Origin of the sequence: Luteimonas composti (assembly GCF_042678665.1) — a bacterium.
GTDB classification, from domain to species: Bacteria; Pseudomonadota; Gammaproteobacteria; order Xanthomonadales; family Xanthomonadaceae; genus Luteimonas; species Luteimonas composti.
The window spans coordinates 135,488-161,077 of sequence record NZ_JBHTKU010000005.1 but is presented as its reverse complement, the minus strand read 5'-3'; the positions used below and the strand labels follow the sequence as shown (position 1 = coordinate 161,077).

General features: G+C 71.6%; 26 protein-coding genes, 1 tRNA gene and 1 pseudogene. 15 read left to right on the top strand and 13 right to left on the bottom strand.

Annotated features, from left to right (window positions below):
* Nucleotides 1-14 precede the first annotated feature (14 nt).
* Nucleotides 15-1,106 carry an NAD(P) transhydrogenase subunit alpha gene (locus ACFQ2D_RS15535; protein ID WP_280942885.1) on the top strand — a complete coding sequence of 364 codons (1,092 nt, stop codon included), beginning with the start codon at nucleotides 15-17 and terminating at the stop codon, nucleotides 1,104-1,106.
* Between the two features lie 15 nt (nucleotides 1,107-1,121).
* On the opposite strand, the gene ACFQ2D_RS15530 is transcribed toward ACFQ2D_RS15535, so the two are convergent.
* From ACFQ2D_RS15530 to ACFQ2D_RS15520, 3 genes are read right to left on the bottom strand one after another with little or no spacing between them, the layout of a single operon-like run.
* Entirely contained in the window at nucleotides 1,122-1,553 is a 432-nt protein-coding gene (locus ACFQ2D_RS15530) for a DUF3106 domain-containing protein (RefSeq protein WP_280942886.1), read from the bottom strand.
* 3 nt (nucleotides 1,554-1,556) lie between these two features.
* Nucleotides 1,557-1,931: a hypothetical protein gene (locus ACFQ2D_RS15525; RefSeq protein WP_280942887.1), complete on the bottom strand. Its 375-nt coding sequence runs from the start codon at nucleotides 1,929-1,931 to the stop codon at nucleotides 1,557-1,559.
* Nucleotides 1,928-2,470 carry an RNA polymerase sigma factor gene (locus tag ACFQ2D_RS15520; RefSeq protein WP_386795706.1) on the bottom strand — a complete coding sequence of 181 codons (543 nt, stop codon included), beginning with the start codon at nucleotides 2,468-2,470 and terminating at the stop codon, nucleotides 1,928-1,930. Before ACFQ2D_RS15520 ends, ACFQ2D_RS15525 begins: the two co-directional genes overlap by 4 nt.
* A gap of 206 nt (nucleotides 2,471-2,676) precedes the next feature.
* On the opposite strand from ACFQ2D_RS15520, the gene ACFQ2D_RS15515 reads away from it, so the two are divergent.
* Both ACFQ2D_RS15515 and ACFQ2D_RS15510 read left to right on the top strand, forming a co-directional pair.
* Nucleotides 2,677-2,976: an NAD(P) transhydrogenase subunit alpha gene (locus ACFQ2D_RS15515; protein WP_280942888.1), complete on the top strand. Its 300-nt coding sequence runs from the start codon at nucleotides 2,677-2,679 to the stop codon at nucleotides 2,974-2,976.
* Nucleotides 2,973-4,373, top strand: a complete 1,401-nt coding sequence (locus ACFQ2D_RS15510) for an NAD(P)(+) transhydrogenase (Re/Si-specific) subunit beta (protein ID WP_280942889.1) — start codon at nucleotides 2,973-2,975, stop codon at nucleotides 4,371-4,373. The genes ACFQ2D_RS15515 and ACFQ2D_RS15510 overlap by 4 nt, the downstream gene beginning before the upstream one ends.
* A gap of 6 nt (nucleotides 4,374-4,379) precedes the next feature.
* Here ACFQ2D_RS15510 and ACFQ2D_RS15505 read toward each other — a convergent pair whose 3' ends face one another.
* Nucleotides 4,380-4,793: a hypothetical protein gene (locus tag ACFQ2D_RS15505; RefSeq protein WP_280942890.1), complete on the bottom strand. Its 414-nt coding sequence runs from the start codon at nucleotides 4,791-4,793 to the stop codon at nucleotides 4,380-4,382.
* Between the two features lie 95 nt (nucleotides 4,794-4,888).
* On the opposite strand from ACFQ2D_RS15505, the gene sufT reads away from it, so the two are divergent.
* From sufT to ACFQ2D_RS15485, 4 genes are all read left to right on the top strand, one after another.
* Nucleotides 4,889-5,440 (top strand): putative Fe-S cluster assembly protein SufT, encoded by a 552-nt coding sequence (gene sufT / locus ACFQ2D_RS15500; RefSeq protein ID WP_280942891.1) that lies wholly within the window; start codon nucleotides 4,889-4,891, stop codon nucleotides 5,438-5,440.
* Between the two features lie 254 nt (nucleotides 5,441-5,694).
* A complete protein-coding gene (locus ACFQ2D_RS15495) occupies nucleotides 5,695-8,040 on the top strand; it encodes a S8 family serine peptidase (RefSeq protein WP_386795705.1) in 2,346 nt (781 codons plus the stop codon).
* 315 nt (nucleotides 8,041-8,355) lie between these two features.
* Nucleotides 8,356-10,470, top strand: coding sequence for a proprotein convertase P-domain-containing protein (locus ACFQ2D_RS15490; RefSeq protein ID WP_386795704.1), 2,115 nt, complete (start codon nucleotides 8,356-8,358; stop codon nucleotides 10,468-10,470).
* 167 nt (nucleotides 10,471-10,637) lie between these two features.
* Nucleotides 10,638-11,063, top strand: coding sequence for a hypothetical protein (locus ACFQ2D_RS15485; RefSeq protein WP_280942893.1), 426 nt, complete (start codon nucleotides 10,638-10,640; stop codon nucleotides 11,061-11,063).
* A 12-nt stretch (nucleotides 11,064-11,075) separates the two neighbouring features.
* Here the strand turns inward: ACFQ2D_RS15485 and ACFQ2D_RS15480 are convergent, their stop codons facing one another.
* The 3 genes from ACFQ2D_RS15480 to wrbA all read right to left on the bottom strand — a co-directional run bounded on the left by ACFQ2D_RS15480 (nucleotide 11,076) and on the right by wrbA (nucleotide 12,557).
* Nucleotides 11,076-11,564 carry an asparaginase domain-containing protein gene (locus ACFQ2D_RS15480; protein ID WP_280942894.1) on the bottom strand — a complete coding sequence of 163 codons (489 nt, stop codon included), beginning with the start codon at nucleotides 11,562-11,564 and terminating at the stop codon, nucleotides 11,076-11,078.
* A 64-nt stretch (nucleotides 11,565-11,628) separates the two neighbouring features.
* Entirely contained in the window at nucleotides 11,629-11,967 is a 339-nt protein-coding gene (locus ACFQ2D_RS15475) for a DUF2069 domain-containing protein (RefSeq protein ID WP_280942895.1), read from the bottom strand.
* Entirely contained in the window at nucleotides 11,967-12,557 is a 591-nt protein-coding gene (gene wrbA, locus ACFQ2D_RS15470) for an NAD(P)H:quinone oxidoreductase (RefSeq protein ID WP_280942896.1), read from the bottom strand. Before wrbA ends, ACFQ2D_RS15475 begins: the two co-directional genes overlap by 1 nt.
* Nucleotides 12,558-12,644: 87 nt before the next feature.
* On the opposite strand from wrbA, the gene ACFQ2D_RS15465 reads away from it, so the two are divergent.
* The 3 genes from ACFQ2D_RS15465 to yccX are packed head-to-tail and all read left to right on the top strand — an operon-like array spanning nucleotide 12,645 to nucleotide 14,799.
* On the top strand, nucleotides 12,645-13,919 hold the full coding sequence (locus tag ACFQ2D_RS15465; RefSeq protein WP_280942897.1) for a YihY family inner membrane protein: 1,275 nt from the start codon (nucleotides 12,645-12,647) through the stop codon (nucleotides 13,917-13,919).
* Complete coding sequence (locus tag ACFQ2D_RS15460; RefSeq protein WP_280942898.1) at nucleotides 13,916-14,530, top strand: TlpA family protein disulfide reductase; 615 nt, start codon at nucleotides 13,916-13,918, stop codon at nucleotides 14,528-14,530. The genes ACFQ2D_RS15465 and ACFQ2D_RS15460 overlap by 4 nt, the downstream gene beginning before the upstream one ends.
* Nucleotides 14,527-14,799, top strand: coding sequence for an acylphosphatase (gene yccX, locus ACFQ2D_RS15455; protein ID WP_280942899.1), 273 nt, complete (start codon nucleotides 14,527-14,529; stop codon nucleotides 14,797-14,799). The genes ACFQ2D_RS15460 and yccX overlap by 4 nt, the downstream gene beginning before the upstream one ends.
* Nucleotides 14,800-14,884: 85 nt before the next feature.
* Here the strand turns inward: yccX and ACFQ2D_RS15450 are convergent, their stop codons facing one another.
* The 6 genes from ACFQ2D_RS15450 to hemA all read right to left on the bottom strand — a co-directional run bounded on the left by ACFQ2D_RS15450 (nucleotide 14,885) and on the right by hemA (nucleotide 20,634).
* Complete coding sequence (locus ACFQ2D_RS15450; protein WP_280942900.1) at nucleotides 14,885-15,340, bottom strand: hypothetical protein; 456 nt, start codon at nucleotides 15,338-15,340, stop codon at nucleotides 14,885-14,887.
* Nucleotides 15,341-15,527: 187 nt separating this feature from the next.
* The gene (moaB, locus tag ACFQ2D_RS15445; RefSeq protein ID WP_280942901.1) at nucleotides 15,528-16,052 is read right to left on the bottom strand and encodes a molybdenum cofactor biosynthesis protein B; all 525 of its coding nucleotides are present in this window, start codon (nucleotides 16,050-16,052) and stop codon (nucleotides 15,528-15,530) included.
* A gap of 32 nt (nucleotides 16,053-16,084) precedes the next feature.
* On the bottom strand, nucleotides 16,085-17,779 hold the full coding sequence (locus ACFQ2D_RS15440) for an O-linked N-acetylglucosamine transferase, SPINDLY family protein (RefSeq protein ID WP_280942923.1): 1,695 nt from the start codon (nucleotides 17,777-17,779) through the stop codon (nucleotides 16,085-16,087).
* A gap of 43 nt (nucleotides 17,780-17,822) precedes the next feature.
* Entirely contained in the window at nucleotides 17,823-18,269 is a 447-nt protein-coding gene (locus ACFQ2D_RS15435) for a GNAT family N-acetyltransferase (protein ID WP_280942902.1), read from the bottom strand.
* Nucleotides 18,270-18,272: 3 nt separating this feature from the next.
* Nucleotides 18,273-19,358: a peptide chain release factor 1 gene (prfA, locus tag ACFQ2D_RS15430; RefSeq protein WP_280942903.1), complete on the bottom strand. Its 1,086-nt coding sequence runs from the start codon at nucleotides 19,356-19,358 to the stop codon at nucleotides 18,273-18,275.
* Nucleotides 19,336-20,634, bottom strand: a complete 1,299-nt coding sequence (hemA, locus tag ACFQ2D_RS15425) for a glutamyl-tRNA reductase (RefSeq protein ID WP_280942904.1) — start codon at nucleotides 20,632-20,634, stop codon at nucleotides 19,336-19,338. Before hemA ends, prfA begins: the two co-directional genes overlap by 23 nt.
* Nucleotides 20,635-20,728: 94 nt before the next feature.
* Here hemA and ACFQ2D_RS15420 point away from each other — a divergent pair, with 94 nt between their 5' ends.
* From ACFQ2D_RS15420 to ACFQ2D_RS15400, 5 genes and pseudogenes are all read left to right on the top strand, one after another.
* Entirely contained in the window at nucleotides 20,729-22,408 is a 1,680-nt protein-coding gene (locus ACFQ2D_RS15420) for a tetratricopeptide repeat protein (RefSeq protein ID WP_280942905.1), read from the top strand.
* A pseudogene (gene lolB / locus ACFQ2D_RS15415) lies at nucleotides 22,405-23,025 on the top strand (lipoprotein insertase outer membrane protein LolB); the annotation flags it as partial. The gene ACFQ2D_RS15420 and the pseudogene lolB, both read left to right, overlap by 4 nt.
* A 367-nt stretch (nucleotides 23,026-23,392) precedes the next feature.
* Complete coding sequence (gene ispE / locus ACFQ2D_RS15410; RefSeq protein WP_280942907.1) at nucleotides 23,393-24,262, top strand: 4-(cytidine 5'-diphospho)-2-C-methyl-D-erythritol kinase; 870 nt, start codon at nucleotides 23,393-23,395, stop codon at nucleotides 24,260-24,262.
* Between the two features lie 109 nt (nucleotides 24,263-24,371).
* Nucleotides 24,372-24,447 (top strand) — tRNA-Gln (locus tag ACFQ2D_RS15405).
* Nucleotides 24,448-24,593: 146 nt separating this feature from the next.
* Complete coding sequence (locus ACFQ2D_RS15400; protein ID WP_280942908.1) at nucleotides 24,594-25,553, top strand: ribose-phosphate diphosphokinase; 960 nt, start codon at nucleotides 24,594-24,596, stop codon at nucleotides 25,551-25,553.
* Nucleotides 25,554-25,590: the final 37 nt, after the last annotated feature.

Below are 25,590 nucleotides of genomic sequence, written 5' to 3'. Positions count from 1 at the left end.
GCGGGGATGGATGCATGACGGTGATCATTGCGGTCGCGCGCGAGAGCGCGCCGGGCGAGCGGCGGGTGGCGTTGACGCCGGAGACCGCGAAAAAGCTGGTGGCCGCGGGCGCCACGGTGCGAGTGGAGCGGGGGCTGGGCGCGCTGGCGCACTTCCCCGACCAGGCCTATGCCGATGCCGGGGCCGCGGTGCTCGACGGCGATGTCGTCGAGGGCGCGGACGTGGTGCTGTGCGTGCAGCCGCCTCCGTCGGACGCGATCGCGCGGCTGAAGCCGGGCGCGGTCCTGGTCGGCGCGCTGCAGCCGCAGGCGGACGAGGCGCGAGGCGCGGCGATCCGCGATGCGGGGGTGGTCGCCTTCCCGCTCGAGCGCCTGCCGCGGACCACGCGCGCCCAGGCCATGGACATCCTCAGTTCGCAGGCCGGCATCGCCGGCTACAAGGCGGTGCTGATCGCCGCTCAGCTGGCGCCGCGCTATTTCCCGATGCTGACCACGGCCGCCGGTACGATCCGGCCGTCCAAGGTGCTGGTGGTCGGCGCCGGCGTGGCGGGTCTCCAGGCCGTCGCAACGGCCAGGCGCCTGGGCGCGCAGGTCGAATGCTTCGACGTGCGTCCGGAGACGCGCGAGCAGATCGAATCGCTGGGCGGCCGCTTCCTCGACCTCGGCGTCAGCGCGGCGGGAGAGGGCGGCTACGCACGGCAGCTCACCGACGAGGAGCGCGCGCTGCAGCAGCAGCGCCTGGGCGAGCACCTGCGCGGCATCGACGTGATCGTCTGCACCGCGGCCGTGCCCGGGCGGCCGGCGCCGAAGATCGTCAGCGCGCAGATGGTGGCCGGCATGAAGCCCGGCAGCGTGATCGTCGATCTCGCCGCCGAGACCGGCGGCAACTGCGAGCTGACCCGTCGCGGCGAAACCATCGACAGCGGCGGCGTGACCATCGCCGGCCCGCTCGATCTCGCCAGCCAGGGCGCACTGCACGCCAGCGAGATGTACGCCCGCAACGTCTACAACTTCGTGTCCCTGCTGCTTAGGGACGGCGCGCTGGCGTTCGACTGGGACGACGAGCTGCTGGCCAGGACCGTCTGGCCGGAGCGCGGCGCCGCCTGAGGCGGCCGCGTCCGCTCAGCGCGGGCGATCCTCCCGCGGCGGCGGATGCGCCTCGACCCAGGCCTTGCGCTGTTCGGGCGTCATCGCCTTCCAGCGCTCGAGCAGCGCCTTGCGCTCGCCCTCGGGCATGCCGCGGGTGTGCTCGAACAGCGCGCGCGCGTTCTGGCGCTGTTCCGGCGGCAGGCTGCGCCAGCGCTTCATGCCGTGGCGGGCGTGCTCGCGCTGTTCGGGAGTCATCGACTGCCAGCGACGCGCATGCTCGAGCATGTGCGCACGGCGCTCGGGTTCGCTGCGGTTCCAGCGCTCGCGTACGGGCGCCAGCAGCAGTTCGCGCTGCTCGGCGGTGAGCTGGTCCCAGGCGGGCAGGGGGGTGGTCTGCGGCTGCGCGATGGCGACCAGCGGCGCCAGGGCGAGGACGAGGGCAAGCAGGCGGTTACGCGGCGACATGGTTCACTCCATCGCGATCAGGTCGGCTTCGCCGGAGGCGAGCCAGACGTAGAAGTCGGGGGTCTGGTCGAGTTCGTCCAGCACGGTTTCGATGCCGGTCTCCGGGCTGGCGGCGGCGACCATCGGCGCCTCGGGCGCGACCGGCGGGTCGCCCGCGGTGCGCAGGCCGACGCCCAGCCCCGCCGCGACTACCAGCAGCGAGGCGAACGCCGCCGCGGGCATTCGCCAGCGCCAGCGCCTGCCCGGCACCTCGAGCGCGGCATGCCGCCGGCGGTGCAGCCGGGCCATGGTGGCGGCGGACACGTGCGCCAGCGCGTCCGCATGTGCGGCGCGCGCGACCTGGTCCAGCCGGTCGTGGCCGGGATCGGGGGTGGTCATCGGAATTCCTCCAGTTGTTTCTGCAGGGCCTCGCGGGCGCGGAACAGGTGGGTTTTCACCGATCCCTCGCTGCAGCCCATCACGCGTGCGGTCGCCTCGACATCCAGTTCCTCCAGCACCCGCAGGCTGAAGGCTTCGCGTTGCCGCGCCGGCAGGCCGCGCAGCGCGGTGGCCAGCCGGCTCCAGGCCTCGCGCCCGTCGTGCGTGCGCGAGGGGTCGGGGGTGGACTCGTCCGCCCAGTCGATCTCCTCGCCGTCGGGATCGCGCGCATCGCTCATCCACTTGAGCCGGAACGTGCGCCGGCGCTGCAGGTCGATGATCCGGCTGCGCAGGACCGACCAGAACAACGGCGTCCATTCCTCCGGCGCGCGGTCGCGATAGCCGAGCATCCTGGCCATCGCGTCCTGCACCGCGTCCAGCGCGTCCTCGCGATGGCGCAGGCCGAGTTCGGCGAAACGGAAGGCGCGGGTCGACACCGACGCCAGGAACTGTTCCAGCGTCGCGGCGGGCGGGGCAGGGGATGGGGCGGGACTGTCCACGACGGCCAGCCTAACCGCTGCCCCGCCTTCGGGCGCCTCGGGGGCCGGGGAATCTCGCCTCACGGGGTATCCGCCATCCATCGTCCGGTGCTGCGCTCGCTGCGGGTGCAGGCAGGGGAACGCGCCGGGAGCGGCCCGGTTGACCGCCGCCAGGCGGGTTCAGCCGCGGTTATGATGCGGACTCACGCAGCGGTCCGGGGGACGGGATGATCGACGGGTTCGTGGCCTTGTACATCTTCATGCTGGCGGCCATCGCCGGCCACGTGATCATCTCGCGGGTCCCGGTGATCCTGCACACGCCGCTGATGTCGGGCAGCAACTTCATCCACGGCATCGTGCTGATCGGGGCGATGGTGGTGCTCGGGCATGCCGACACCACGCTGGAGAAGGCGATCGGTTTCCTGGCGGTGCTGATGGGCGCGGGCAACGCGGCCGGCGGTTACGTGGTGACCGAGCGCATGCTGGAGATGTTCAAGTCCTCGAAGAAGCCGGGGACCGGCGCATGAGCGGGGCGGACATCGTCGACCTCGTGGTCAAGGCCAGCTACCTGGTTGCCGCCACCCTGTTCCTGCTCGGCCTGCAGCGCATGGCCTCGCCGATGACCGCGCGCAGCGGCATCCGCTGGGCGGGCGTGGGCATGGTGATCGCCACGGTCGCCACCTTCTTCCTGCCCGACCTGCACAACGTCCCGCTGATCCTGGCCGCGGTCGCCATCGGCACCGCACTGGCGTGGATTTCCGGCAAGAAGGTGGCGATCACCGACATGCCGCAAATGGTCGCGCTGTACAACGGCCTGGGCGGAGGTTCGGCGGCGGCGATTGGCGCGGTGGAACTGCTGCGCTGGGCGCAGGCCGGGCAGGCCTCCGCCCCCGTCCCGCTCGGGCTCGCGGTGCTGGGCGCGCTGATCGGGTCGGTCGCGCTGTCGGGTTCGATCATCGCCTGGGCCAAGCTCGACGGACGCATGGACAAGCGCTACGCCTTCCCGGGCATGCAGGCGTTCAATGCACTGGTGGCGCTGGTCACGGTGGTGCTGGGCGGGCTGGTCGTGTGGTCGCTGGGCGTGCACTGGATCATCGCGTTCTTCGTCGCCGCGCTGGCGCTGGGGGTGCTGATGACGCTGCCCATCGGTGGCGCCGACATGCCGGTGGTGATCTCCCTGTACAACGCGCTGACCGGCCTGGCGGTGGCGTTCGAGGGTTACGTGCTGGGCAACGAGGCGCTGATCATCGCCGGCATGATGGTCGGCGCGGCCGGCATCCTGCTGACCCGGCTGATGGCCAAGGCCATGAACCGCTCGATCGGCAGCGTGCTGTTCTCCAACTTCGGTGGCGCGAGCGGCGAAGCCGCGGAGATCGCCGGCAGCCAGAAGCCGATCGAGGCTGCCGACGTGGCGGCGATGATGGCCTTCGCCGAGCGGGTGGTGATCGTGCCGGGCTATGGCATGGCCGTGGCGCAGGCGCAGCACAAGATCTGGGAGCTGACCCAGCGGCTGATCGAGCGCGGGGTCAAGGTGAAGTTCGCCATCCATCCGGTCGCGGGCCGCATGCCCGGCCACATGAACGTGCTCCTGGCCGAGGCCGGCGTGCCCTACGACCTGATCGCGGACATGGACGACATCAACCCGGAGTTCGCCAACACCGACGTGTCGCTGGTGATCGGCGCCAACGACGTGGTCAACCCGGTGGCGAAGACCGATCCGGCCTCGCCGATCTACGGCATGCCGATCCTCGACGTGGTGGAATCCAGGCACACCATCGTGATCAAGCGCGGCAGGGGCACCGGCTTCGCCGGCATCGAGAACGCGCTGTTCTATGCCGACAACACGCGCATGCTCTATGGCGACGGGGCCGAGATGGCCAATGCGCTGGTGAGCGAACTCAAGGCGCTCGACGGCGGGCACTGAGCCCGGTCAGCGCGATGCCACGGCGGCGGCCAGCAGCGCCGCCGCCAGCCAGGCCAGGTCGCCCGGGCTGTTGGACAGCCGGACCAGCAGCGTGCCCAGTTCGGGGCCCAGCCTCAGCATCGACTCCCAGGGCAGCAGGCCCAGGTAACGCCCGAGCCAGCTGGCCACGATCGCCCAGTTGGCGGCGAGGATCGCGACCGCGGTCGCCAGCACGCCCCAGGCCGCGCGCATCGGGCCAGGACGTACCCGCAGCAGGCGCAGCACCAGGGCGGCATCCAGCGCCGCGACCACGGCCATCCAGCTGCACTGGCGGTCCAGCCGCATCGCCAGCAGCACCCAGATCGCGGCCACGCCGAGGCTGGCCAGGGCCAGCAGTGCGACGGCGAGGGCGGGCTGCACGGGGCGGCGCGATGGCGGCATCGGAAGGCTGCGTTGCGGGCGGCCGCACAGGATACCGGTCCGGCGCCGGTACAATGGCGCATTGCACTCCGGGCCGCCGGCCCCATCTTCCCCGCATGTATTCCCGCAGCAGTGAACCGGTGCGCTTCGAGCGCGACAGCGATGCCGTCCTGGTGCCGCAGGGCGAGCAGGTGACCCTGCCCGCCGGCAGCGTCGGCTACATCACCCAGGCGCTCGGCGGCAGCTGGACGGTGTTCGTCGAAGGCAACCTGTTCCGCATCGCGGGCAAGGACGCCGACGCCATCGGCAAGGAGCCGCCGGAGCCGCTGGAGCTGCCCGAGGGGGCCGACGATTCGGCGGTCGAGCAGCTCGTGTGGAAGCAGCTGCGCACCTGCTTCGACCCGGAGATTCCGATCAACGTCGTCGACCTGGGCCTGGTCTACGAGGCCGACGTGCGCGCGCTGGGCGAGGGCAGGCGCGCGGTCGACGTGAAGATGACCCTGACCGCGCCCGGCTGCGGCATGGGCGACATCCTGGTCGAGGACGTGCGCAGCAAGCTCGAGCTGATCCCCACGGTGGAGGAGGCGGACGTCGAACTGGTGTTCGATCCGCCGTGGAACCAGACCATGATGTCCGAGGCCGCGCGCCTCGAGACCGGGATGCTGTAGCGCCGAGACAGCGCTCGACATGTGGGATATGTGACGAAAGTCACTATTTCACATGCAACTGATTCTCGTCATCCCGTTGCGGTAGCGTTCAGCTGTCGTGTAGCGTCAGTTTGCGGACGGATTTTGTCAGTTCGCATCAGGTCCGACTGACGCGAGGACACAGGGATGTTCCACGGCTCGTCCATTTGTGTGCCCCCGTGCCTGCCGGCATTTCGCCGCCGAGGCGGCTTGCTCCTTTTGCGGGGGTCATCCAGATGAAGCATTACTCCAGGCGCCAGATGCGCCTGCATGCGCTCGCGGCCGCGACCGCGCTCGCCCTGTCCGCCGTCGCCGCGGCTCCGGCCTTCGCAGGCCGCGTCGAGCTGAGCGGACTGCAGTCCGACACCGCGTTCGACCAGTTCATCGTCAAGTACAGGACAGGGACGCCCGAGGCGGCCAACCCGGCTGCGATTGGCCGCGGGCTTGACCTGGCTGCGGCGTCCGTCGTCAGCGGCGCGCAGGCGCTGCGCGGCGATCCGCGCGGCGCTCGCCTGGACCTGGTCCACCATCGTCGCATGGCGATCGGTGCCGACGTGGTCCGGGCCAGCCGCAAGCTCGACCGCATCGATGCCGAGACCCTGATGCGCCAGCTCGCGGCCGATCCCAATGTCGAGTACGTCGAGGTCGACAAGATCAACCGCATCGCGTTGACCCCCAACGATCCGCAGTTCGGACAGCAGTACGGCTTCGGGACCGGCGCGGGCGGCATCCGCGCCACCGAGGCCTGGGACATCACCAGTGGCGCGGGAACGGTCGTCGCGGTCCTCGATACCGGCATCACCAGCCACCCCGACCTCAACGCCAACATCCTGCCGGGATACGACTTCGTGTCCAACGCCACGGTGGGCGGCGACGGCAACGGGCGCGACTCCGACCCCAGCGACCCGGGCGACTTCTACGGCGGAGATCCCTCCAGCTGGCACGGTACGCACGTGGCGGGCACGGTCGCGGCGGTGACCAACAACGGCGTCGGCGTCGCGGGCACCGCGTACAACGCCAAGGTGGTGCCGGTGCGCGTGCTGGGCCGCGGGGGAGGCTACGATTCGGACATCGCCGATGCCGTCATCTGGGCATCCGGCGGCAGCGTCAGCGGCGTGCCTGCCAACGCCAACCCTGCGGAGGTGATCAATCTCAGCCTGGGCGGCAGCGGCAGTTGCGGTAGTGCGATGCAGAGCGCGATCAACGGTGCGGTCGGCCGCGGCACCACGGTGGTGATCGCGGCGGGAAACAGCAACGCCAACGTCTCCGGTTTTTCGCCGGCCAACTGCAGCAACGTGGTCGCGGTCGCGTCCAACACCAGCACCGGGGCGCGCTCGAGCTTTTCCAACTACGGCGCGCTGATCGACGTCTCGGCACCCGGTTCGTCGATCCTGTCCACGCTCAATACCGGCACCCAGGGGCCGGGGTCGCCCAGCTATGCCAGCTACAACGGTACGTCGATGGCCGCTCCCCACGTGGCGGGCGTGGTCGCACTGATGCAGTCGGCGGCGTCCACGCCGTTGACACCCGCGCAGGTCGAGGCCGTGTTGAAGAGCAGTGCTCGCGCATTCCCGTCGACGCCGTCGCAGCCGATCGGCGCCGGCATCGTGAATGCGCGCGCCGCGGTCGACGCGGTCGGCGGCGGTGGAAACGCGCCTCCGAGCGCGGGCTTCACCTCGTCGATCAACGGCCTGAGCGTGCAGTTCACCGACACCTCGACCGACAGCGACGGCTCGATCGCCTCGCGCAGCTGGAACTTCGGCGACGGCACCAGCTCGACGGCGGCCAATCCATCGAAGACCTATGCCGCGGCCGGCACCTACAGCGTCTCGCTGACCGTGACCGACGACGACGGCGCCAGCAATACCCGCACCCAGTCCGTGACGGTCAGCAGCGGGGGCGGCAGTGGCAACGTGCTGCAGAACGGCGTGCCGGCGACCGGCCTGTCGGCCAGCAGCGGCAACTGGCTGCACTACACGATCAACGTGCCGGCCGGCGCGTCGAACCTCAGCATCGCCAGCTCCGGCGGCAGTGGCGACGCCGACCTGTACGTGCGTTTCGGCAGCCAGCCCACCACCAGCGCCTACGACTGCCGGCCGTACCGCTCCGGGAACGCCGAAACCTGCAGCTTCGCCACACCGCAGGCAGGCACCTACCACGTCTCGCTGCGGGCCTACAGCACGTTCTCCGGCGTGAGCCTGGTGGGCAGCTACGGCGCGGGCGGAGGCGGGGGCAGCCAGACCTACAGCAATGGCGCCGACTACAGCATCCCGGACAACAACGCCACGGGCGTCAGCAGCCCGATCACCGTGTCCGGACGCAGCGGCAACGCCGGCAGCAGCGTGCCCGTCGCGGTGAACATCGTGCACACCTATCGCGGCGACCTGGTCGTCGACCTGGTGGCACCGGACGGGTCGGCCTACAGCCTCAGCAACCGCAGCGGCGGCAGCGCCGACAACATCAACGCCACGTACACGCTCAACCTCTCGAGCGAGCCACTCAACGGCACCTGGAGATTGCGCGCAAGCGACCGCGCCGGCAGCGACACCGGCTACATCAACAGCTGGAGCATCACGTTCTGATGCACCAGCGCATGCACCACCGCAAGGCAGGGTGACAGGACGGCACGCCGGACGACCGGCGTGCCGTCTTTCCTTATCGGGGCGAAGCCCACCGCAAGAGGAGTCGAAGGAATGAAACGGTTCACCGGTTGGATCATCGCGGGACTACTGGCGGCGGGGGCGGCGCAGGCCGCTGCCGGCGATGCGCGGCCAGCAGCGTTCAATCACAGGCTGCCCGCGGAACACACCGTCGAGGTGAAGAGCCTGCCCGGCGTCGACGTTGCGCGGCTGCGGGCGGAGGATGCCCGTCGCTCCGCCAAGCTCGCCAATGCCCCCGTGAGGTTCGCGGCTCCGCTTGCGGTCGACATCACGCCCGCCACGGCAGGCGACTGGGACGAGGCGGGCGACATGCTGGTCTGGCGGCTGCGCGTGCAGTCGAAGGACGCGCTGACCCTCAACTTCGGCTTCAGCGAGTACCACATGCCCGAAGGCGGGCACATGCTGGTCTATCCGGCCGGCCTGCGCAGCAATGCCAGCCAGGACCTGATCCGGACCTTCACCAGCGCCGACAACAAGGCCCATGGCCGGCTGTGGACGCCGGTGGTGCCGGGCGACCACGCGGTGATCGAGGTCGCAGTGCCCAAGGCGCGCGCGGGTGAGCTGCGGCTGCGGCTGACCAGCGTGAACCACGACTACGTCGGCTTCGACCGGCTGGCTCGCGGGCTGGTGCAGCCGCAGGGCATCTCGGGCAGCTGCAATATCGACGTGGCCTGCCCGGAAGGCGACGGCTGGCGCGACCAGATCCGTTCGGTCGGTGCGTACTCGCGCTTCGGCACCTTCTACTGCTCCGGTTCGCTGGTGAACAACACCGCCAACGACCAGCGCATGTACTTCCTCACCGCGCACCACTGCAGCATGGGTACCCCCGACGCCGCGGCCAGCATCGTGGTGTACTGGAACTACCAGAACTCCTACTGCCGCACCCCGGGCAGCGCGGAGAGCGGCCAGAACGGCGACGGCAGCCTGGCCCAGAACCAGACCGGCGCGACCCCCGTCGCCACCTGGTCGGGTTCGGACTTCACCCTGCTCGAGCTCGACACGCCCGCCAATGAGGAATTCAACCTCTACTGGTCGGGCTGGGACCGCCGCGACGTGACCTTCCCGGGCGCCACCGGCATCCACCATCCGCGCGTGGCCGAAAAGCGCATCACCCATTCGAGCAACCCGCTGCGCATCGAGGGCTACCTCGGCGCCTCCGGCACCAACCACCTGTACGTGTACTGGAACCAGCCCGGCACCACCGAGGGCGGCTCGTCGGGTTCGCCGCTGTACAGCCCCGATGGCCGGGTGATCGGCCAGCTGCACGGCGGCTACGCCTCGTGCTCGACCAGTGGTCCCGAGCAGCACGTGGACTGGTACGGCCGCGTGTACACCTCCTGGAGCGGCGGCGGCAGCGACGGCACCCGCCTGAGCAACTGGCTCGACCCGCTGGGCACCGGGGCCGAGTTCATCGACGGCCTGGATTCCACCCCGACCGACCCCACCCTCCCCGTGGCCGGGTTCACCTGGGCCGCCGACGAACTGACGGTGAGCTTCACCAGCACCTCGACCGACGACGGCGCGACGCTGGACCATGCCTGGGACTTCGGCGACGGCAACAGCTCGACCGACGAGAACCCGGTCCACAGCTACGCGGCGGACGGCAGCTACACCGTGACACTCACGGTGACCGACGCCGACGGCAACACCGACACGCACACCGCCACGGTGGCAGTGGAGGCGACGCCCGACGCGATCGAGCTGGTCAACGGCGAGGTCGGCGTGATCTCCGGTGCCGCCGGCAGCGACACCCTGTACCGCCTGGAGGTGCCGGAGAACGGCACCGGCCCGCTGAGCTTCCGCACCTACAGCGGCACCGGCAACGTCTCGCTGTACGTGAGCCACGATGACGTGCCGACCGCCACCGAGTACGACTGGCGCTCTACCCGCCCGGGCAACAACGAGACCATCGTCATCGCCGATCCGGAGCCGGGCGTGTACTACGTGCTGGTCCGCGGCGAGACCGCGTACTCGGGCGTGCGCCTGGTGGCCACGCACGGCTTGAGCGAGACGTACGGCAACAACACCGCGTATCCGATCCCGGACAACAGCGCGACGGGCGTGGAGAGCCCGATCACGGTGTCCGGCGCCAGCGGCAACGCGTCGTCGACGACCGAGGTGTACGTCAACATCACCCACACCTGGATCGGCGACCTCATCGTCACCCTGCGTGCGCCCGATGGCTCGTCCTACGTGCTGCACAACCGCACCGGCGGCAGCACCGACAACATCGAGGCGACCTACACCGTCGACCTGTCCAGCGAGCCGAAGAACGGCACGTGGCGCCTGCACGTGTCCGACAATGCGGGCGCCGACACCGGCACGCTCAACCGCTGGAGCATCACCTTCTGAGGCAACCGGGGGCTCCGCGTCGCGGAGCCCCTTGCGGCGCGACCAGGAACCCCGGCGCAGGCCGGGGTTCCTGTCTGTCCGGCGGCCGCCTGGCCGGTCGCGATTCATCCGGCGCAAACCCCTGCCGGCACATGATGGCGCGCATACTGCCGACGAGGATGGCCACGATGACCCACCCGCTGCGACGGCCGCTCATGCCGCTCGTGCTGCCCGCCCTGCTGTTGGCGGCGTGCGCGACGGCAACGGGAGAGGACACGATGGCAGGTCACCGGCTGCAGGGCGAAGGTCCGTTCCAGCGCTTCATCGTGCGCTACCGCGACGGCAGCGTACCCGCGCGCGACCGCGACAGCGTGCCCGGCCGCCTGGCCAGGGCGGCTGCCCAGGTCCGGTCGTCGCCGGCGCCCGTGCCGCGGTGGCAGCGGCGGCTGGCCGTGGGCGCCGACGTGTTCACGGTGGACCCGCCGCTGGACCGAAGGGCGGCCGAAGCGTTGATGCAGGCGTTGGCCCGCGATCCGGACGTCGAGTATGTCGAGGTGGACCGGATGATGGGCATCGGGCCGCAGCCAACGATGCCCATGCGCGACGGCGACTGAGGTCGGTCCGCTTCAGCCCGCCGCTTCGAAGCGGTTGGCGTCGACGTTCTTGCGCACCTTGGCCGGATCCCAGATCCGCCCGTTCATGGCGATGTAGACGCCAGGCGGCAGGCTCTGCACCGCGCCGACCGCCGTGCCGATGTTGAACTCCGCATCCGATCCACGGAAGCGCGCCGGGTTGAGCGCGCCTGTGAGCACGATGGTCTTGCCGGGGATCGAGGACAGCACGCGCGCGGTCTCGACCATCGAATCGGTGCCGTGGGTCACCAGTACGTGGCGCGCCGGCTGCGCGGCAATGGTGGCGCGCACCAGCTCACGGTCCGCGTCGCTGATGTGCAGCGAGTCCTTGCGCAGGATCGGGATCACGCGGAAGCGGAACGCCACCCCGAGTTCCTCGAGGATGCGCCCGATCTGCGGGTCGCCGACCTGGTAGTCGGACTTGTCGTCGAAGTAGATCTTGTCGATCGTGCCACCGGTGGTGACGATCAGCAGTTCTTCCATTGCGGGTACTCCTGCCTGCGGCTGGCGCAGGCTCTTCAAGTGGAACAAGGGCGCATGGCGGCGTTCAGCCGCGCCGTCCGAAACGCGCGCGCAGGCCGCTCCAGCTCGATGCGAACACCACCAGCACCGACAGTGCGGTTGCGGCCAGGGCCAGGCCGCGCTGCGCCGGGTCGGCCCATGCGGTCATCACCCCGTGGCAGAACAGCAGCAGCGCCAGCACGCCGGCCCAGAACGCGGCGCGCGCGCTGCCGGCCAGCGCGCCGATGGCCAGCAGCACCGGCGGCAGCACGAACACGAGCAGCGCGGCGACCAGGTGGCGGTCGTCGCGGAACCAGAGCGCGTACAGCGCCGCCTGCATCAGCAGCAGCGCGGCGAGCAGGCGCCTGGGCGGGCGCGCGGACATCAGGCCAGCTTCCCGGCCAGGGTCGCGATCCGGCGGCCCAGCGCACGCGCAAGCGTGGCTTCCTCGTCGGTCGGCGTGGGCTCGTCCGCCTGCCCGGCGACGTGGCTGGCGCCATAGGGCGTGCCGCCGCCGCGGGTGGTGCTCAACAGCGGCTCGGTGAAGGGAATGCCGGCGATCACGCAGCCGTGGTGCAGCAACGGCAGCATCATCGACAGCAGGGTCGACTCCTGGCCGCCATGCATCGAGGCCGTGGACGTGAACACCCCGGCAGGCTTGCCGACCAGGGTGCCGCTGGCCCACTGCGCGCCGAGCCCGTCGAGGAAGTGCTTGAGCGGCGCGGCCATGTTGCCGAAGCGCGTGGGACTGCCGAGCAGCAGGCCGGCGCATTCGTCCAGGTCCGCTGCCTCCACGTAGGGCGCGCCGCTGTCGGGCACCGGCGGCTCCGCGGTGCGGGTCACCACCGCCACCGGCGGAACGGTGCGCAGCCGCGCCTGCATGCCCGGCACTTCGCCGATCCCGCGCGCGACCTGCCGGGCCAGCTGCGCGACCGAACCGTTGCGGCTGTAGTAGAGCACCAGGATGTCGGGCATGCGCGGCTCCGCGGGCAAGGAGCGCAATTCTGACAGGCTTTGCCGCGCGGCTCACGGCGTGGGCCGCGGCTTTGCTACGCTGCGACGATGCAGCCGCTGGCGACGCTCGAACAATGGATGGACCGGGTGCGCGACCGGGAGCGCGTGGGCACGTTCGCGCGCTTCCTCGCCCGCCGCTTCCTCGACGACCGCCTGTTCCAGGCCGCGGCGGCGCTGGCCTACACCACGATCTTCGCGCTGGTGCCGCTGGCGATCGTGGTGCTGGGGGTGCTGTCAGCCTTCCCGATGTTCGCCGAGTGGCGCCAGGATCTCACCGACTACATTTTTTCCAACTTCGTTCCCGGCGCTGCCAGCACGCTGAAGGTGGAACTGCTGAAGCTGGTGGAGAACGCGACCACGCTCACCGTGGCCGGCGCCGTGGGCCTGATCGTGTCGCTGCTGATCACCCTGAACAGCGTCGAGGCCACCTTCAACCAGATCTGGCGGGTGCCCTCGTCGCGGCCGCAGTTGGGGCGCTTCCTGGTGTACTGGACCGTGCTGACGCTGGGCGCGCTGCTCGCCGCGGCATCGCTGGCAATGTCGGCATGGCTGCTGGCGCTGCCCGTGTTCAGCACCACGGAGGGGCAGGCCCTGTCGGGCCTGGCGTTGCGCCTGGGCCCGTTCACGATCGAACTGCTGCTGGTGACCGCCCTGTACCGGGTGGTGCCGCACCGCTCGGTCGCCCTGCGCCATGCCTTCGCCGGGGCGCTGCTGGCGGCGGTCCTGCTGGAACTGGTGAAGTGGGGACTGGGCCTGTACCTGGGCATGTTCAATACGTACCAGCGCCTGTATGGCACGCTGGCCGCGCTGCCGGTGCTGATGATCTGGATCTACCTGGGCTGGGTGGCGGTGCTGCTGGGCGCGTCCTTCGCATCGGCGGTGTCGGCCTTCCGCTACCAGCCCGCCGCGATGCGGCTGCCGGAGGGCTACGAGATCTACGGCCTGCTGCGCCTGCTGGGCCGTTTCGCCGAGGCGCGGCGGTCCGGCCGCGGCCTGCACACCGCGCAGATGCTGGAAATCGAGCCGATGCTCACCGACAGCCAGCTGCAGCAGTTCCTCGAACAGCTGGCCGACATCGACCTGCTCAAGCGCGCCGAGAGCGGCGAATGGCTGCTCGCGCGCGACCTCGACACCCTGACCCTGGCCGACCTCTACGAAGCCTGCCAGCTGCGCGTGCCCGTCACCGAGGCCTGGCTGCCCTGCCGCGACGATGCGCTCGGCGCGGCCGCGATCGCGGCGCTCGACGATCTCCGCCTGCCGATGCGCGACCTGCTCAAGCGCAACGTGGCCCACCTCTATCCCTCCGCAGGAAGTCCCGCATGAACCGTGTCGTCTGTGCCGCCGTTCTCCTCGCACTGCTGCTGGCAGGCTGCCGCCAGGCCAGCGACGCCCCCGACACGACCGATCCTGCGCCCGCCCGCGACGCCGCCGCCGCCACGGACGCGCCGGCCGACACGGTGGCGACCGAACCGCTGGAGCCCGAGCGCCCGGACCAGCCGGGCCTCCAGGTGGACACCATCGACGGCGGCCGCTACGACCTGGCCGAGCAGCGCGGACAGTGGGTGGTGGTCAACTTCTGGGCAACCTGGTGTTCGCCCTGCCTGAAGGAGATGCCCGAACTCTCGGCGCTGCACACCATGCGCGAACACATCAGCGTGGTGGGCCTGGCCTACGAGGAGATCGACGTCGCGTCCATGCAGTCGTTCCTGGCCGAGCATCCGGTGGCCTATCCGATCGCGATCATCGACGTCTACGCACCGCCGGCGGACTTCGACACGCCGCGCGGCCTGCCGATGACCTACCTGATCGCCCCCGACGGCAAGGTGGCGCGGCAGTTCCTGGGCCCCGTCACCGCCAGGGAAATCGAGACCGCGATCGAGGCCAGCGGCGGGCCCAGGCTCGAGGCCCAGCCTGCCGAAGCCGCCAAGGCATGAACAGCGCGGCGCGCTTCCTGGTCGGCGGGCACGTGCAGGGCGTGTTCTTCCGAGCCTCCACGCGCGAGCAGGCCCTGCGCCTGGGACTCCGCGGCCACGCCCGCAACCTCGACGACGGTCGCGTGGAAGTGGTGGCGGTCGGCGAAGCGCAGGCCATCGTTGCGCTGGCCCGGTGGCTCGAGGACGGGCCGCCCGCGGCGCGGGTCTCCGGTGTGGAACGGTTCGCGCACGAGGCCGACGAGGCCGTGCAGGGGTTCGACATTCTCTAGCGGAGCGTTGGCGCGGCCACGCGCGCGTATCGCATGCCGGCACGAACGGCAGGCGCGTGCCGTTCGCAGGGCGCGCCTGCCGGCGTCAGTGCGGCGGCGTGATTTCCCGCGGGTTCGCACCTTCCCCGCCTGGCCTCGCGTCGGCCCCGCGCAGGCGCGCGGCGCGCGCAAGCTGGGCCTCGTCCAGCGGCGGCGGACGCGCCTGCGCGCCGATGACCTGGTCCTGCCAGTAGGGCAGGCTGCGGATGCCTTTCGCGGCCAGCTCCAGCCCCTTGTTGATCCCGATCTGCACGATGCCGCCGCGCAGGCCGATCTCCTCGATGCTTGGCGGCTCGTCCCAGTCGCGGCTGAAGGCCGTGCCTTCGGCCTCGACCGGGTTGCGGAAGCCGAACGGGTCGGGGCGCCGGCCGATCACGCGCACCGGCTCCAGGTCCGTCGCGTCGGCTGCGCTCGCCGGCGGCGCAGGCGGTGCGGGTGCGGCGTCCTGCGCCAGGGTTGCCGGGGCCGGCAGCAGGCATGCGGCGAGCAGCAGGATCCGCATGGTTCAGGGCGAGGGCCGCCGCAGCGGCCGCGCGACGCCGCAGCGGCCGATCGGCGCTTCGCCCGGCAGCCCGGTCTGCGGCGGCGCGCCGCAGTCCGTCGTGCGCTGGATCCGGCTCACGCGACCGATCCTCGGGTCGCTGCCGCCCCGGTCGGTGGAGGAGCCGCGGCGATCCGGCTCCGCAGGCTCACGCCGGTTCCGACAGCCGTGGCCTGAGCGTGGCCAGGTTGCAGGGGCGGGTGCGCGCGTCGAGCTGCGCGCGGATGATCCGCTCCCAAGCGGTGCGGCAGGCCGAGGTCGAGCCGGGCAGGGCAAACAGGAAGGTGGCGTTGGCCAACCCCGCGAACGCACGCGACTGCAGCGAGGAGGTGCCGATCTCCTCGAAGGAGATCGCCCGGAACAGCTCGCCGAAGCCGGGCATCTGCTTGTCCAGCAGCGGCAGCAGCGCTTCGGGCGTGGAATCGCGACCGGTGAAGCCGGTGCCGCCGCTGACCAGGATGCCATCCACCGCGGGATCGGCGATCCACTTCGACACCAGCGCGCGCAGCGCATAGCGGTCGTCGGGGAGCAGGGCGCGTTCGACCAGGCGATGGCCTTCGGCCTGCAGCGCCCCGGCGAGGTAGTCGCCCGACGCATCCTCAGCGAGGGTGCGCGTATCGGACACCGTCAGCAGGCACAGGCCCAGCGGAATCTTGTCGTCGATGGCGGTCATGGCCGCAGCCTACCGCAAGCGCGCGGAGAGGATCAGCCCGGCGGCGGGCCATCGGCCAGGCGCCGTGCCAGCGCGGCGAAATCGCGGGCGAAGCCGGCCATGTCGAACAGGCCGGACTCGTCCCGCGCGCGGACCAGGCGCGCGCGCAGGGCGGTGCGTTCGTCCGGGTCGCGCGCCAGGCGGATGGCCGTGGCGATGAAGTCCTCGTCGCTGCCCATGTTCATCCCGTCGAGGCCGAGGTGGTGGTTGAGGCTGCCGGCCACGCGCGCGGCGAAGGTCTGGCCGGGGGTCGTCAGTACGGGGCAGCCGGCCCACAGTGCATCGGATGCGGTGGTGTGCGCGTTGTACGGGTTGGTGTCGAGGAACAGGTCGGCCAGCTGCAGCCGCGCCAGGTAGGCCTGGTGCGGCTGCTTGGCCATGAACACCAGCCGCGCCGGATCCACGCCCTGCGCCGCGGCAGCCTCGCGCAGGCGGCGGTCGGCTTCGCCCGGTCCCGACAGCAGCCACAGCACGCTGCCAGGGGCCCCGCGCAGCACCGCCAGCAGCCGCCCGAAGCTGGCGGGATTGAGCTTGTAGCTGTTGTTGAAGCAGCACAGCACCACCGCGTCCCCGGGCAGGCCGCAGTCGGCGCGGGCAGGCGGCGCGGGCAGTGCGCGGCGGGTGTCGGAGGGTTGGAAGCAGCGCGGCAGCCAGGCGACCCGTTCCGAGAAGTGCGGCGCCAGCGTGTCGGGCAGGACGTAGCGGTCGGCGACGACATGATCGAGCCAGGGCGCGCCGCTGGTGCCGGGATAGGCGAGCCAGCCGGCCTGCACCCGTGCCGGGCGCAGCGCCAGGATCTCCGGCCGCCCGCCGCCACCCCAGCCGCGCAGGTCGAACAGCACGTCGATGCCGGCCGCGCGGATCCGCATGGCCGCCTCGACATGGCGCAGGCGCGAGACGTCGTGCCAGCGCGCGGCGGCGGCCAGGCGCTGCGCGATCGGGCTGCCGTCATGCGGCGCGAGCGCGAACAGGTGCGGTTCGATCTCCGCCTGCGTGCGCAGTGCCTCGAAGAACGCCACGGTCAGCAGGCCGGTGGGATGCGCGCCAAAGCCGTTGGACAGGAAGCCGAGCCGAAGCGGCGCCGACGGCGTACGCGGCGGCGGTGGCGGCAGCGGCCGCACGGCTGCGGCGATGGGGGCCGCGCGCAGGCGCGCGCAGCGCAGCTGCTCGGCGGCGCTGGCGTCCTCGCTGAGGAAGGCGAAGGGCTCGACCGCCGCACGGCCGGCGGCGATCGCGGCGCGCACCTGCGTCGACAGCGCATCGATCCCGCGCCAGTCGCACAGGCGCCGGCGCCAGGCCAGGAGGTAGGCGGCGATCTCGGGCGAGTCGGGCGCAAGTCCGTGCGCGTGGGCGTAGGTGGCGTTGGCGCCTTCGGCGTCGCCGGCGTCCTCGAGCACGTGCGCCAGCCACACCGCGATGCCCGGGTGCGAGGGCGCGTTGCGCGCGGCCCCGCGCAGGCTGGCGACGGCATCCTGGTGGCGGCCGAGCATCCATTGCGCGCGGCCCAGCCGCGCCAGCGCCTCGGGGTGGCCGGGCGCGAGCTGCAGTGCCCGCTGTGCGGCGTCGATGCAGGCCTGCGCCGCACCGGCCTCGACCTCGGCATCGGCCAGCAGGATCCAGGCGAAGGCGTTGCCAGGCTCGCGGCGCACCCCCTGCCGCGCCATGGCGCGCGGGTCGCCGGGCTGCATGGCGTTCATCGGCCGCCCCGCGCGCGGCGAAGGGGCCGGCCGCTCACTTCAGCGCCAGCGAGTACCACTGGGTTGCGTCCTCGTGCCAGCCGGCGGCGCGGTAGGTGGCGCGGGCGGCGACGTTGTCGCGCGTGGTCTCGAGCTGGATCGCGGCGGCGCCGTCCTCGCGGGCGAACTCCGCGGCCGCGTCCAGCAGCTGGCGGGCGATGCCCTGGCGGCGCGTGGCCGGCAGCACGAACAGGTCGTTGAGGATCCAGATGCGCGCCATGCGCACCGACGAGAACATCGGATAGAGCTGGGCGAAGCCGACCGCCTCGCGGTTGCGGCGCGCCAGCAGCACCCGCGACTCGCCGAAGCGCAGGCGGGTGCGCAGCCAGTCGCGCGCCGCCGGCACGTCCGAACTCTGGCCGTAGAACTGGCGGTAGGCGTCGAACAGCGGCGCGAGCGCATCGAGGTCGGCCGGCTGGACGTGGGCCACGGTGGTGTGCATCGGTCAGGTTCCCTCGGTCAACCGGGACAGTTCGTCGGCCTGGTGTTCGCGCGAGAGGCGATCGACCAGGGCGTCGATATTGCCTTCCAGCACGTTGGGCAGGTCGTACAGGGTCAGCCCCTCGACGCGGTGGTCGGTGATGCGGCCCTGCGGATAGTTGTAGGTGCGGATGCGCTGGCTGCGGTCGCCGCTGCCCACCTGCAGCTTGCGGCTGGCGGCGGTGGCGGCGGCGCGGCGCTCGGCCTCGGCCTCGGCCAGGGTCGCGCGCAGGCGCTTCATCGCCTTGTCGCGGTTGGCGTGCTGGCTGCGCTCGGTCTGCGACTCGACCACGATGCCGGATGGCAGGTGGGTGATGCGGATCGCCGAGTCGGTCTTGTTGACGTGCTGGCCGCCCGCGCCGGAGGAGCGGAAGGTGTCGACCTTGAGGTCGGCCGGATTGATCTCGACCGGCTCGCCTTCCTCCTCCACCGGGATGATCGCCACGGTCGCGGCCGAGGTGTGGATGCGGCCCTGCGACTCGGTCTCGGGCACGCGCTGCACGCGATGGGTGCCCGATTCGAACTTCAGGCGTGCATAGGCGCCTTCGCCATCGACGCGCGCGATGACTTCGCGGAAGCCGCCGTGTTCGCCCGGGTTGGCCGATTCCACTTCAACCCGCCAGCCCTGCCGCTCGGCGTAACGGGTGTACATGCGCAGCAGGTCGCCGGCGAAGATCGCGGCCTCGTCGCCGCCGGTGCCGGCGCGGATCTCCAGGTACAGGCCGCCGTCGTCGCGCGCGTCGCGCGGCACCAGCAGGGCCATCAGCGCCTCGTCCAGTTCGGCCAGGCGCGCCTGCGCGGCGGCGATCTCCTCATCGGCCAGGTCGCGCAGTTCCGGATCGGCGCGCATCGCCTCGGCCGCGCCCAGGTCCTCGCGCGCGCGGCGCTCGTCGGCCAGGGCGACGGCCAGCGGTTCGAGCCGGGAAAATTCGCGCGAGAGCGCGCGGAAACGCGCCTGGTCGCCGGCCACCGCGGGATCGGCGAGCAGGCGTTCGAGTTCGTCGCGGCGTTCGGCCAGCGCCTCCAGCTTACGGCGCAGGGTCGGCAGCATCGTCGTCGTCGTCGGGCGTTGCGGGGGGCAGCAGGGGTTCGAACGCGCGCAGCAGCTCGAGGTTGCCGCGCGCGGCGGCGTCGCGCAGCACCGCGGTGGGCACGTGCAGCAGCCGGTTGGTCAGGGCGTGCGCGAGCTGTTCGACCACGACGGCCGGATCCTGGCCCGCGGCCAGCTGCTGCTGCGCGCGCGCCGCCAGTTCGGCGCGCGCCGCGCCGCCGTGCGCGCGCAGGCGCTTGAGCGGTTCGTTGCGCGCGCCCAGGGCCAGTGCCTGGGCGTAGCGCCCGACCTGCAGGTCGACGATGGTTTCGGCCTGCTGCGCGGCGTCGCCGCGGCTGCGCCGGTTCTGCTCGACCACGCGGTCGAGGTCGTCCACGGTGTAGAGGAACGCGTCCTCGAGCCCGGCCACTTCCGGTTCGATGTCGCGCGGCACGGCCAGGTCCATCAGCAGCATCGGCCGGCGCTTGCGCAGCGCCAGCGCCTGCTCGATCTGTCGCCGGGTCAGGACCGGCACCTGGCTCGCGGTGGCGCTGAACACCACGTCGGCCAGGAACAGGTGGCGCTCCAGCTCGTCCAACGGCAGGGCGACCGCGCCGTGGCGCTCGGCCAGCTCCTGCGCGTGGCGGTAGGTGCGGTTGGCGATCAGCAGGCGCTTCACCCGCGCCTGGGCGAGGTGGCGCGCGGTGAGCTCGATGGTCTCGCCGGCGCCGATCAGCAGCACCACCGAATCGTCGGGACGGGCGAAGGATTCCTGCGCCAGGCGCACGGCGAGCGATGCGACCGACACCGGGCTCGAGCCGATGCGGGTTTCGGTGCGGGCGCGCTTGGCGGTCACGAAGGCGTGCTGGAACAGCCGGTCGAGCTCGCCGCCCAGCGCCCCGGACTCGCGCGCCATCGCCCAGGCCTGCTTCACCTGGCCCAGGATCTGCGGCTCGCCCAGCACCATCGAGTCCAGCCCGCAGGCCACCCGGAACAGATGGCGCGCGGCCTCGTCGCCGGCGTGGCGGTACAGGTAGGCGTGCAGGCCCTGGGCATCGGCCGCGGCGTCCTCCGCCCCGGGATGCGCGGCCAGCCAGTCGGCCAGCACCGCATCGTCCTGCGCCGCGGCGTACAGCTCGGTCCGGTTGCAGGTCGACAGCAGCGCCACCTCCCGCACCCCCGGCAGCGAGCGCAGCTCGGCCAGCGCCGCCGGAATCGCGCTGTCGCCGAAGGCCACGCGTTCGCGCAGGGCGACCGGAGCGGTCTGGTGGTTGATGCCGAGGGCGTACAGGGTCATGCGCGTTGGCTGGCTGCCCGCGGCGATTGCCGTTCAGGCGCTTGCGATAAGCTTCCGGTCGTCAGGACACCATTTTAAGGCCCGGCCGACGTCGATGCCCGTTTTTCCGAACCCAGTCCGCCGGATCGCGCTGTCCTGCCTGCTGCTGACCCTGTCCGCCGGACCGGTGCTCGCCGGCGCCGATCCCCTGCGCGAGGACGTGCTCGGCGCCACCATGGCTGGCGAGTTCGCGCTGCAGGCCGGACGCCTGGACGAGGCCGCCGCCTGGTACCTCGACGCCGCCCGGGCAGCCGGGGACGACGAGGCGGGCCTGGCCGAGCGCGCCACCCGCATCGCCCTGCTCGGCAATGACGACGCCCTGGCCGCTCGCGCCCTGTCGTTGTGGAGCGCGCGCGCGCCCGGTTCGCTAGCGATGCGTGCCGCGGAGGCCACCCTGGCCCTGCGCCAGGGGCGCGAGCGGGCGGCCCTGCGCCGGCTGCGGACCTTGATCGCCGACCCCGATCCGGCCGGCTGGCGGCATGCGCTGTCGGTGATCGCCACCGGCCCGCGCGACCCCGAGACGTCGGGCCGGATCATGCGTCGCCTGCTCGACGCCGGCGCGGTGCCGGACGATCTGCAGGCCTGGCTGGCCTTCGGCGACCTGGCCCAGCGGCTGGAGCAGGGCGAACTGGCCCGGCAGGTGGTCGAGCAGATCGTGGCGCGGTTCCCGGGCGAGCCGCGCATCGCGCTGCTGCGTGCTTCGCTGCTGCGCGAATCGGGCGATCTCGACGGCGCACGCGCCGCGCTCGAGGAGGTCGGCGACGCTGGCCGCATCGTCCCCGAACTGCGCCTGGCGATGGCGGCCGAATACGACGCGCTCGGCGACTTCGCCGCGGCCGAGCAGGTACTGGCGCGCGGGCCGCAGGACCGGCGCAGCTACGCGTTGCGCGCCTCGCTGCTGGCGCGCGCCGACGACAAGGAAACGCTGGCCGCGCTGTACGACGAACTGCGTCGCGACGCGGCCGATCCCGAGCCGCAGCAGCGCCTGCTGCTGGGGCAGGTGGCCGAATTCCTCGACCGCCACGCCGAGGCGCTGGAGTGGTACGGCAGCGTCCCGGGCGGCGAGCCGCGCCTGCAGGCCCGCCTGCGCGCAGCCAACGTGCTGCACGAGCTGGACCGGCGGGAAGAGGCGTTCGCCGCGCTGCAGCGGCTGCAGGTGGACGGCTCGATCGACGAGGAGGCGCGCCGCGCCGCCTATCTGCTCGAGGGCGAGCTGCGCGCGAAGGACAAGGACTTCGACGCCGAGAACGACGCCTATGCGCGCGGCCTGGCCGACTGGCCCGACGAGCCCTCGCTGCTCTATGCGCGCGCGCTGATGTGGGAGCGCCGCGACGATATCGCGCGCGCCGAGGCGGACCTGCGCCGTATCCTGGTGGCCGAGCCCGAGAACGTCGCCGCGCTCAACGCCCTCGGCTACACCCTGGCCGACCGCACCGAACGCTATGGCGAGGCGCTGGAGCTGATCGACCGCGCGCGCGTGGCCGAGCCGGGGAACGCGGCGATCATCGACAGCTACGGCTGGGTCCTCTACCGCCTGGGCCGCCTCGACGAAGCGCTGGTGGAACTGCGCCGCGCCTACACCCTGCAGAAGGACGCCGAGATCGCCGCCCATATCGCCGAGGTGCTGTGGATGCTGGGCCGGCGCGACGAGGCCCGCCGCTATTTCGACGATGCGCGCCGGCTCGATCCCGAGAACCGGTCGCTGCAGCGTGCGCTGGAGAAGACCGGAGCATGAGAGGCCTGCATACCTGCGCGCTGGCGGTGGTCGCGGCGCTGTCGCTGTCGGCCTGCGTCTCGCAGCCCGCCCGTGCGCCGGCACCGGTGGATCCGGCGCAGGTGCGCCTGGCCGACCTGCAGCGGGCCTCGCTGGCCGACTGGAGCCTGTCGGGCCGGGTCGCCATCTCCGGCGGCCGCCAGGGCGGCAGCGGCCGCATCGACTGGACGCAGCGCGGCGAGCGCTACGACATCACCCTGGCCGCGCCGGTCACCCGTCAGGGCTGGCGGCTGAGCGGCGACGCCGGCTCGGCGCGTCTGGAGGGCGTCGAGGGCGGGCCGCGCGAGAGCGCGGACGTCGAGGACCTGCTGTTCGCGGCCACCGGCTGGAGCGTGCCGGTGCGGGCGATGGTGGACTGGGTGCGGGCGGTCGCCGCGCCCGAGGCGGTCTACGGGCCGGCCCAGGTCCGCGCGGGCGAGGGCGGGCTGCCGGCCTCGATCGCGCAGGGCGGCTGGGAGATCGCCTACCGCGACTGGTACGAGGCCGGTATCGGCCAGCCCGCGCTGCCGCGCCGGATCGAGGCCAGCCGCGGCGATGCCCGGGTGCGCCTGCTGGTCGATGGCTGGACCGTGGTGCCGGGCGGGCCGACCGTGTCCGAAGACGGCCACGAGGCGCCCGACCGCGTGCTGGCACGGGCGCTGGGGGAACTGCGCCTGGGCGATCCGGCGGCCGACATGCGCGAACGCGTGGCCGACGGCGATCTGCGCCCCGTGGCGGTCTGCGGCTTCGCCTGCCTGGCGCCGGGCTACGGCGCGGACCGCGATGCCGCGGTGGGCCGGATACAGGACATGCGGATCCTGGACGGCACCGGCGACGTGGTCATGGGCGGCGCGCACCTTGCGCTCAAGCACCAGGCCCATGCCTATGCCGAGGCCTACAACCGCGCGCTGCGGGCCTGGCGCCAGGCCCATCCCGACGTCGCCGGCGACGACCTGGCGGACTGAGGTGGCGCGCCCGTTCCCCGATCCGGCCTGGTCGTCCTGGCCGGCACCGGCCAAACTCAACCTGTTCCTGCGCATTCCCCGGCGCCGGGCCGACGGCTACCACGAACTGCAGACCCTGTTCCGGATCCTGGACTGGGGCGACACCGTGCACCTGCGGCTCCGCGACGATGGCGCGGTCCGCCGTGAGGGCGACTCGGTGGCGGGGGTTGCCGAAGCGGACGATCTGATGGTCCGGGCCGCGAACATGCTGAAAATGGAGGCGAATGTCGGTAAAGGTGTCGACATCCGCGTTCAAAAGCGGATACCGGCGGGCGCCGGGATGGGCGGTGGCTCCTCGGACGCGGCGACCGTGCTGCGAGCGCTGGACCGGCTGTGGGGGCTGGACCTCGGGGAGGACCGGCTGGCCGCACTGGGGCTGCGCCTGGGGGCCGACGTGCCGGTGTTCGTGCGCGGCCGCAACGCCTGGGCAGAAGGGGTCGGGGAGCTGCTCACCCCCGTGCAACTGCCGCCGGCCTGGTACGTGCTGGCCGATCCGGCGGTACACGTGGCGACCGCGGCGCTTTTCCAAGCCCCTGAATTGACGAGGAATGCCGCACCCGCGACAATAGCCGACTTCGTTTCGGGAGCTGGGCTCGGCAATGCGTTCGAGCCGGTGCTGCGCCGCCGCGAACCCGCCGTCGAGGCGGTGTTCGAAGCGCTGGCGCGGATCGGCACGCCACGGTTGACCGGGTCGGGCAGCGGCTGCTTCGTCGAATTCGCCACGCGCGAATCCGCCGAGGCCGCGCTGGCGGCGCTGCCATCCTCGCTCAGGGCGTGGGTGGCGGCCGGCGCCGCGCGATCGCCGCTGCTGGATGCGCTCGAAGAAGCGTGACTGGTGATTGGTGATTGGTGATTGGCGATTGGCGATTCGACGGGGCGAAGGCGCCTGCTGTTTCCGAATCCCCAATCACGAATCACGAATCACGAATCACGGCTTTCACAGGGGCGTCGCCAAGTGGTTAAGGCACCGGGTTTTGATCCCGGCATGCGTAGGTTCGAATCCTTCCGCCCCTGCCACTCGAGCCGTGATTCGTGATTGGTGATTCGTGATTGGAAGAAGCGGCGACGCCGTACCATCTGTTCCTGCTTCTACGAATCACCAATCCCCAATCACGAATCACCATCTCACCACCGCACGGTCAGAGCGGAGCGGAGCAGTCAACATGAAAGAAGATCGAAACCTGCTGATCTTCTCGGGCAATGCGAACCGGCCGCTGGCGCAGTCGGTCTGTCGCGAGCTCGGGGTGCGGCCGGGCAAGGCCCTGGTCTCGACGTTCTCCGACGGCGAGGCGCAGGTCGAGATCGAGGAGAACGTGCGCCGGCAGGACGTATTCGTGATCCAGCCGACCTGCGCGCCCTCGGCCGAGCACCTGATGGAGCTGCTGGCGCTGATCGACGCGCTCAAGCGCGCATCGGCGGCCTCGGTCACCGCGGTGGTGCCGTACTTCGGCTACGCCCGCCAGGATCGCCGCATGCGCTCCTCGCGCGTGCCGATCACCGCCAAGCTGGTGGCCAGGATGTTCTCGGCCGCCCGCGCGGATGCCGTGCTGACGGTCGACCTGCACGCCGACCAGATCCAGGGCTTCTTCGACATCCCGGTCGACAACGTCTACGCCTCGCCGCTGCTCCTGGCCGATATCTGGCGCGCGCACGGCACCGACAACATGGTCGTGGTCTCGCCCGACGTGGGCGGCGTGGTCCGCGCCCGCGCGATCGCCAAGCGCCTGGACGACGCGGACCTGGCGATCATCGACAAGCGCCGGCCGAAGGCCAACGTGGCCACGGTGATGAACATCATCGGCGACGTCGAGGGCAAGACCTGCGTGCTGGTCGACGACATCGTCGACACCGCCGGCACCCTGTGCGCCGCCGCCGGCGCGCTCAAGGCCAACGGCGCGCAGAAGGTCGTCGCCTACTGCACCCACCCGGTGCTGTCGGGCGCGGCGATCGACAACATCACCCGTTCGCAGCTCGACGAACTGGTGGTCACCGACACCATCCCGCTGTCGGACGCGGCCCGCGCCTGCGGCCGCATCCGCCAGCTCAGCGTCGCCGAGATGCTGGCCGAGACGATCCGCCGGATCGCCTTCGGAGAATCCGTCAGTTCGCTCTACCTGGACTGACAACGCCGCTCACCTGGTCGCGGGTGAGCGTTCCAGA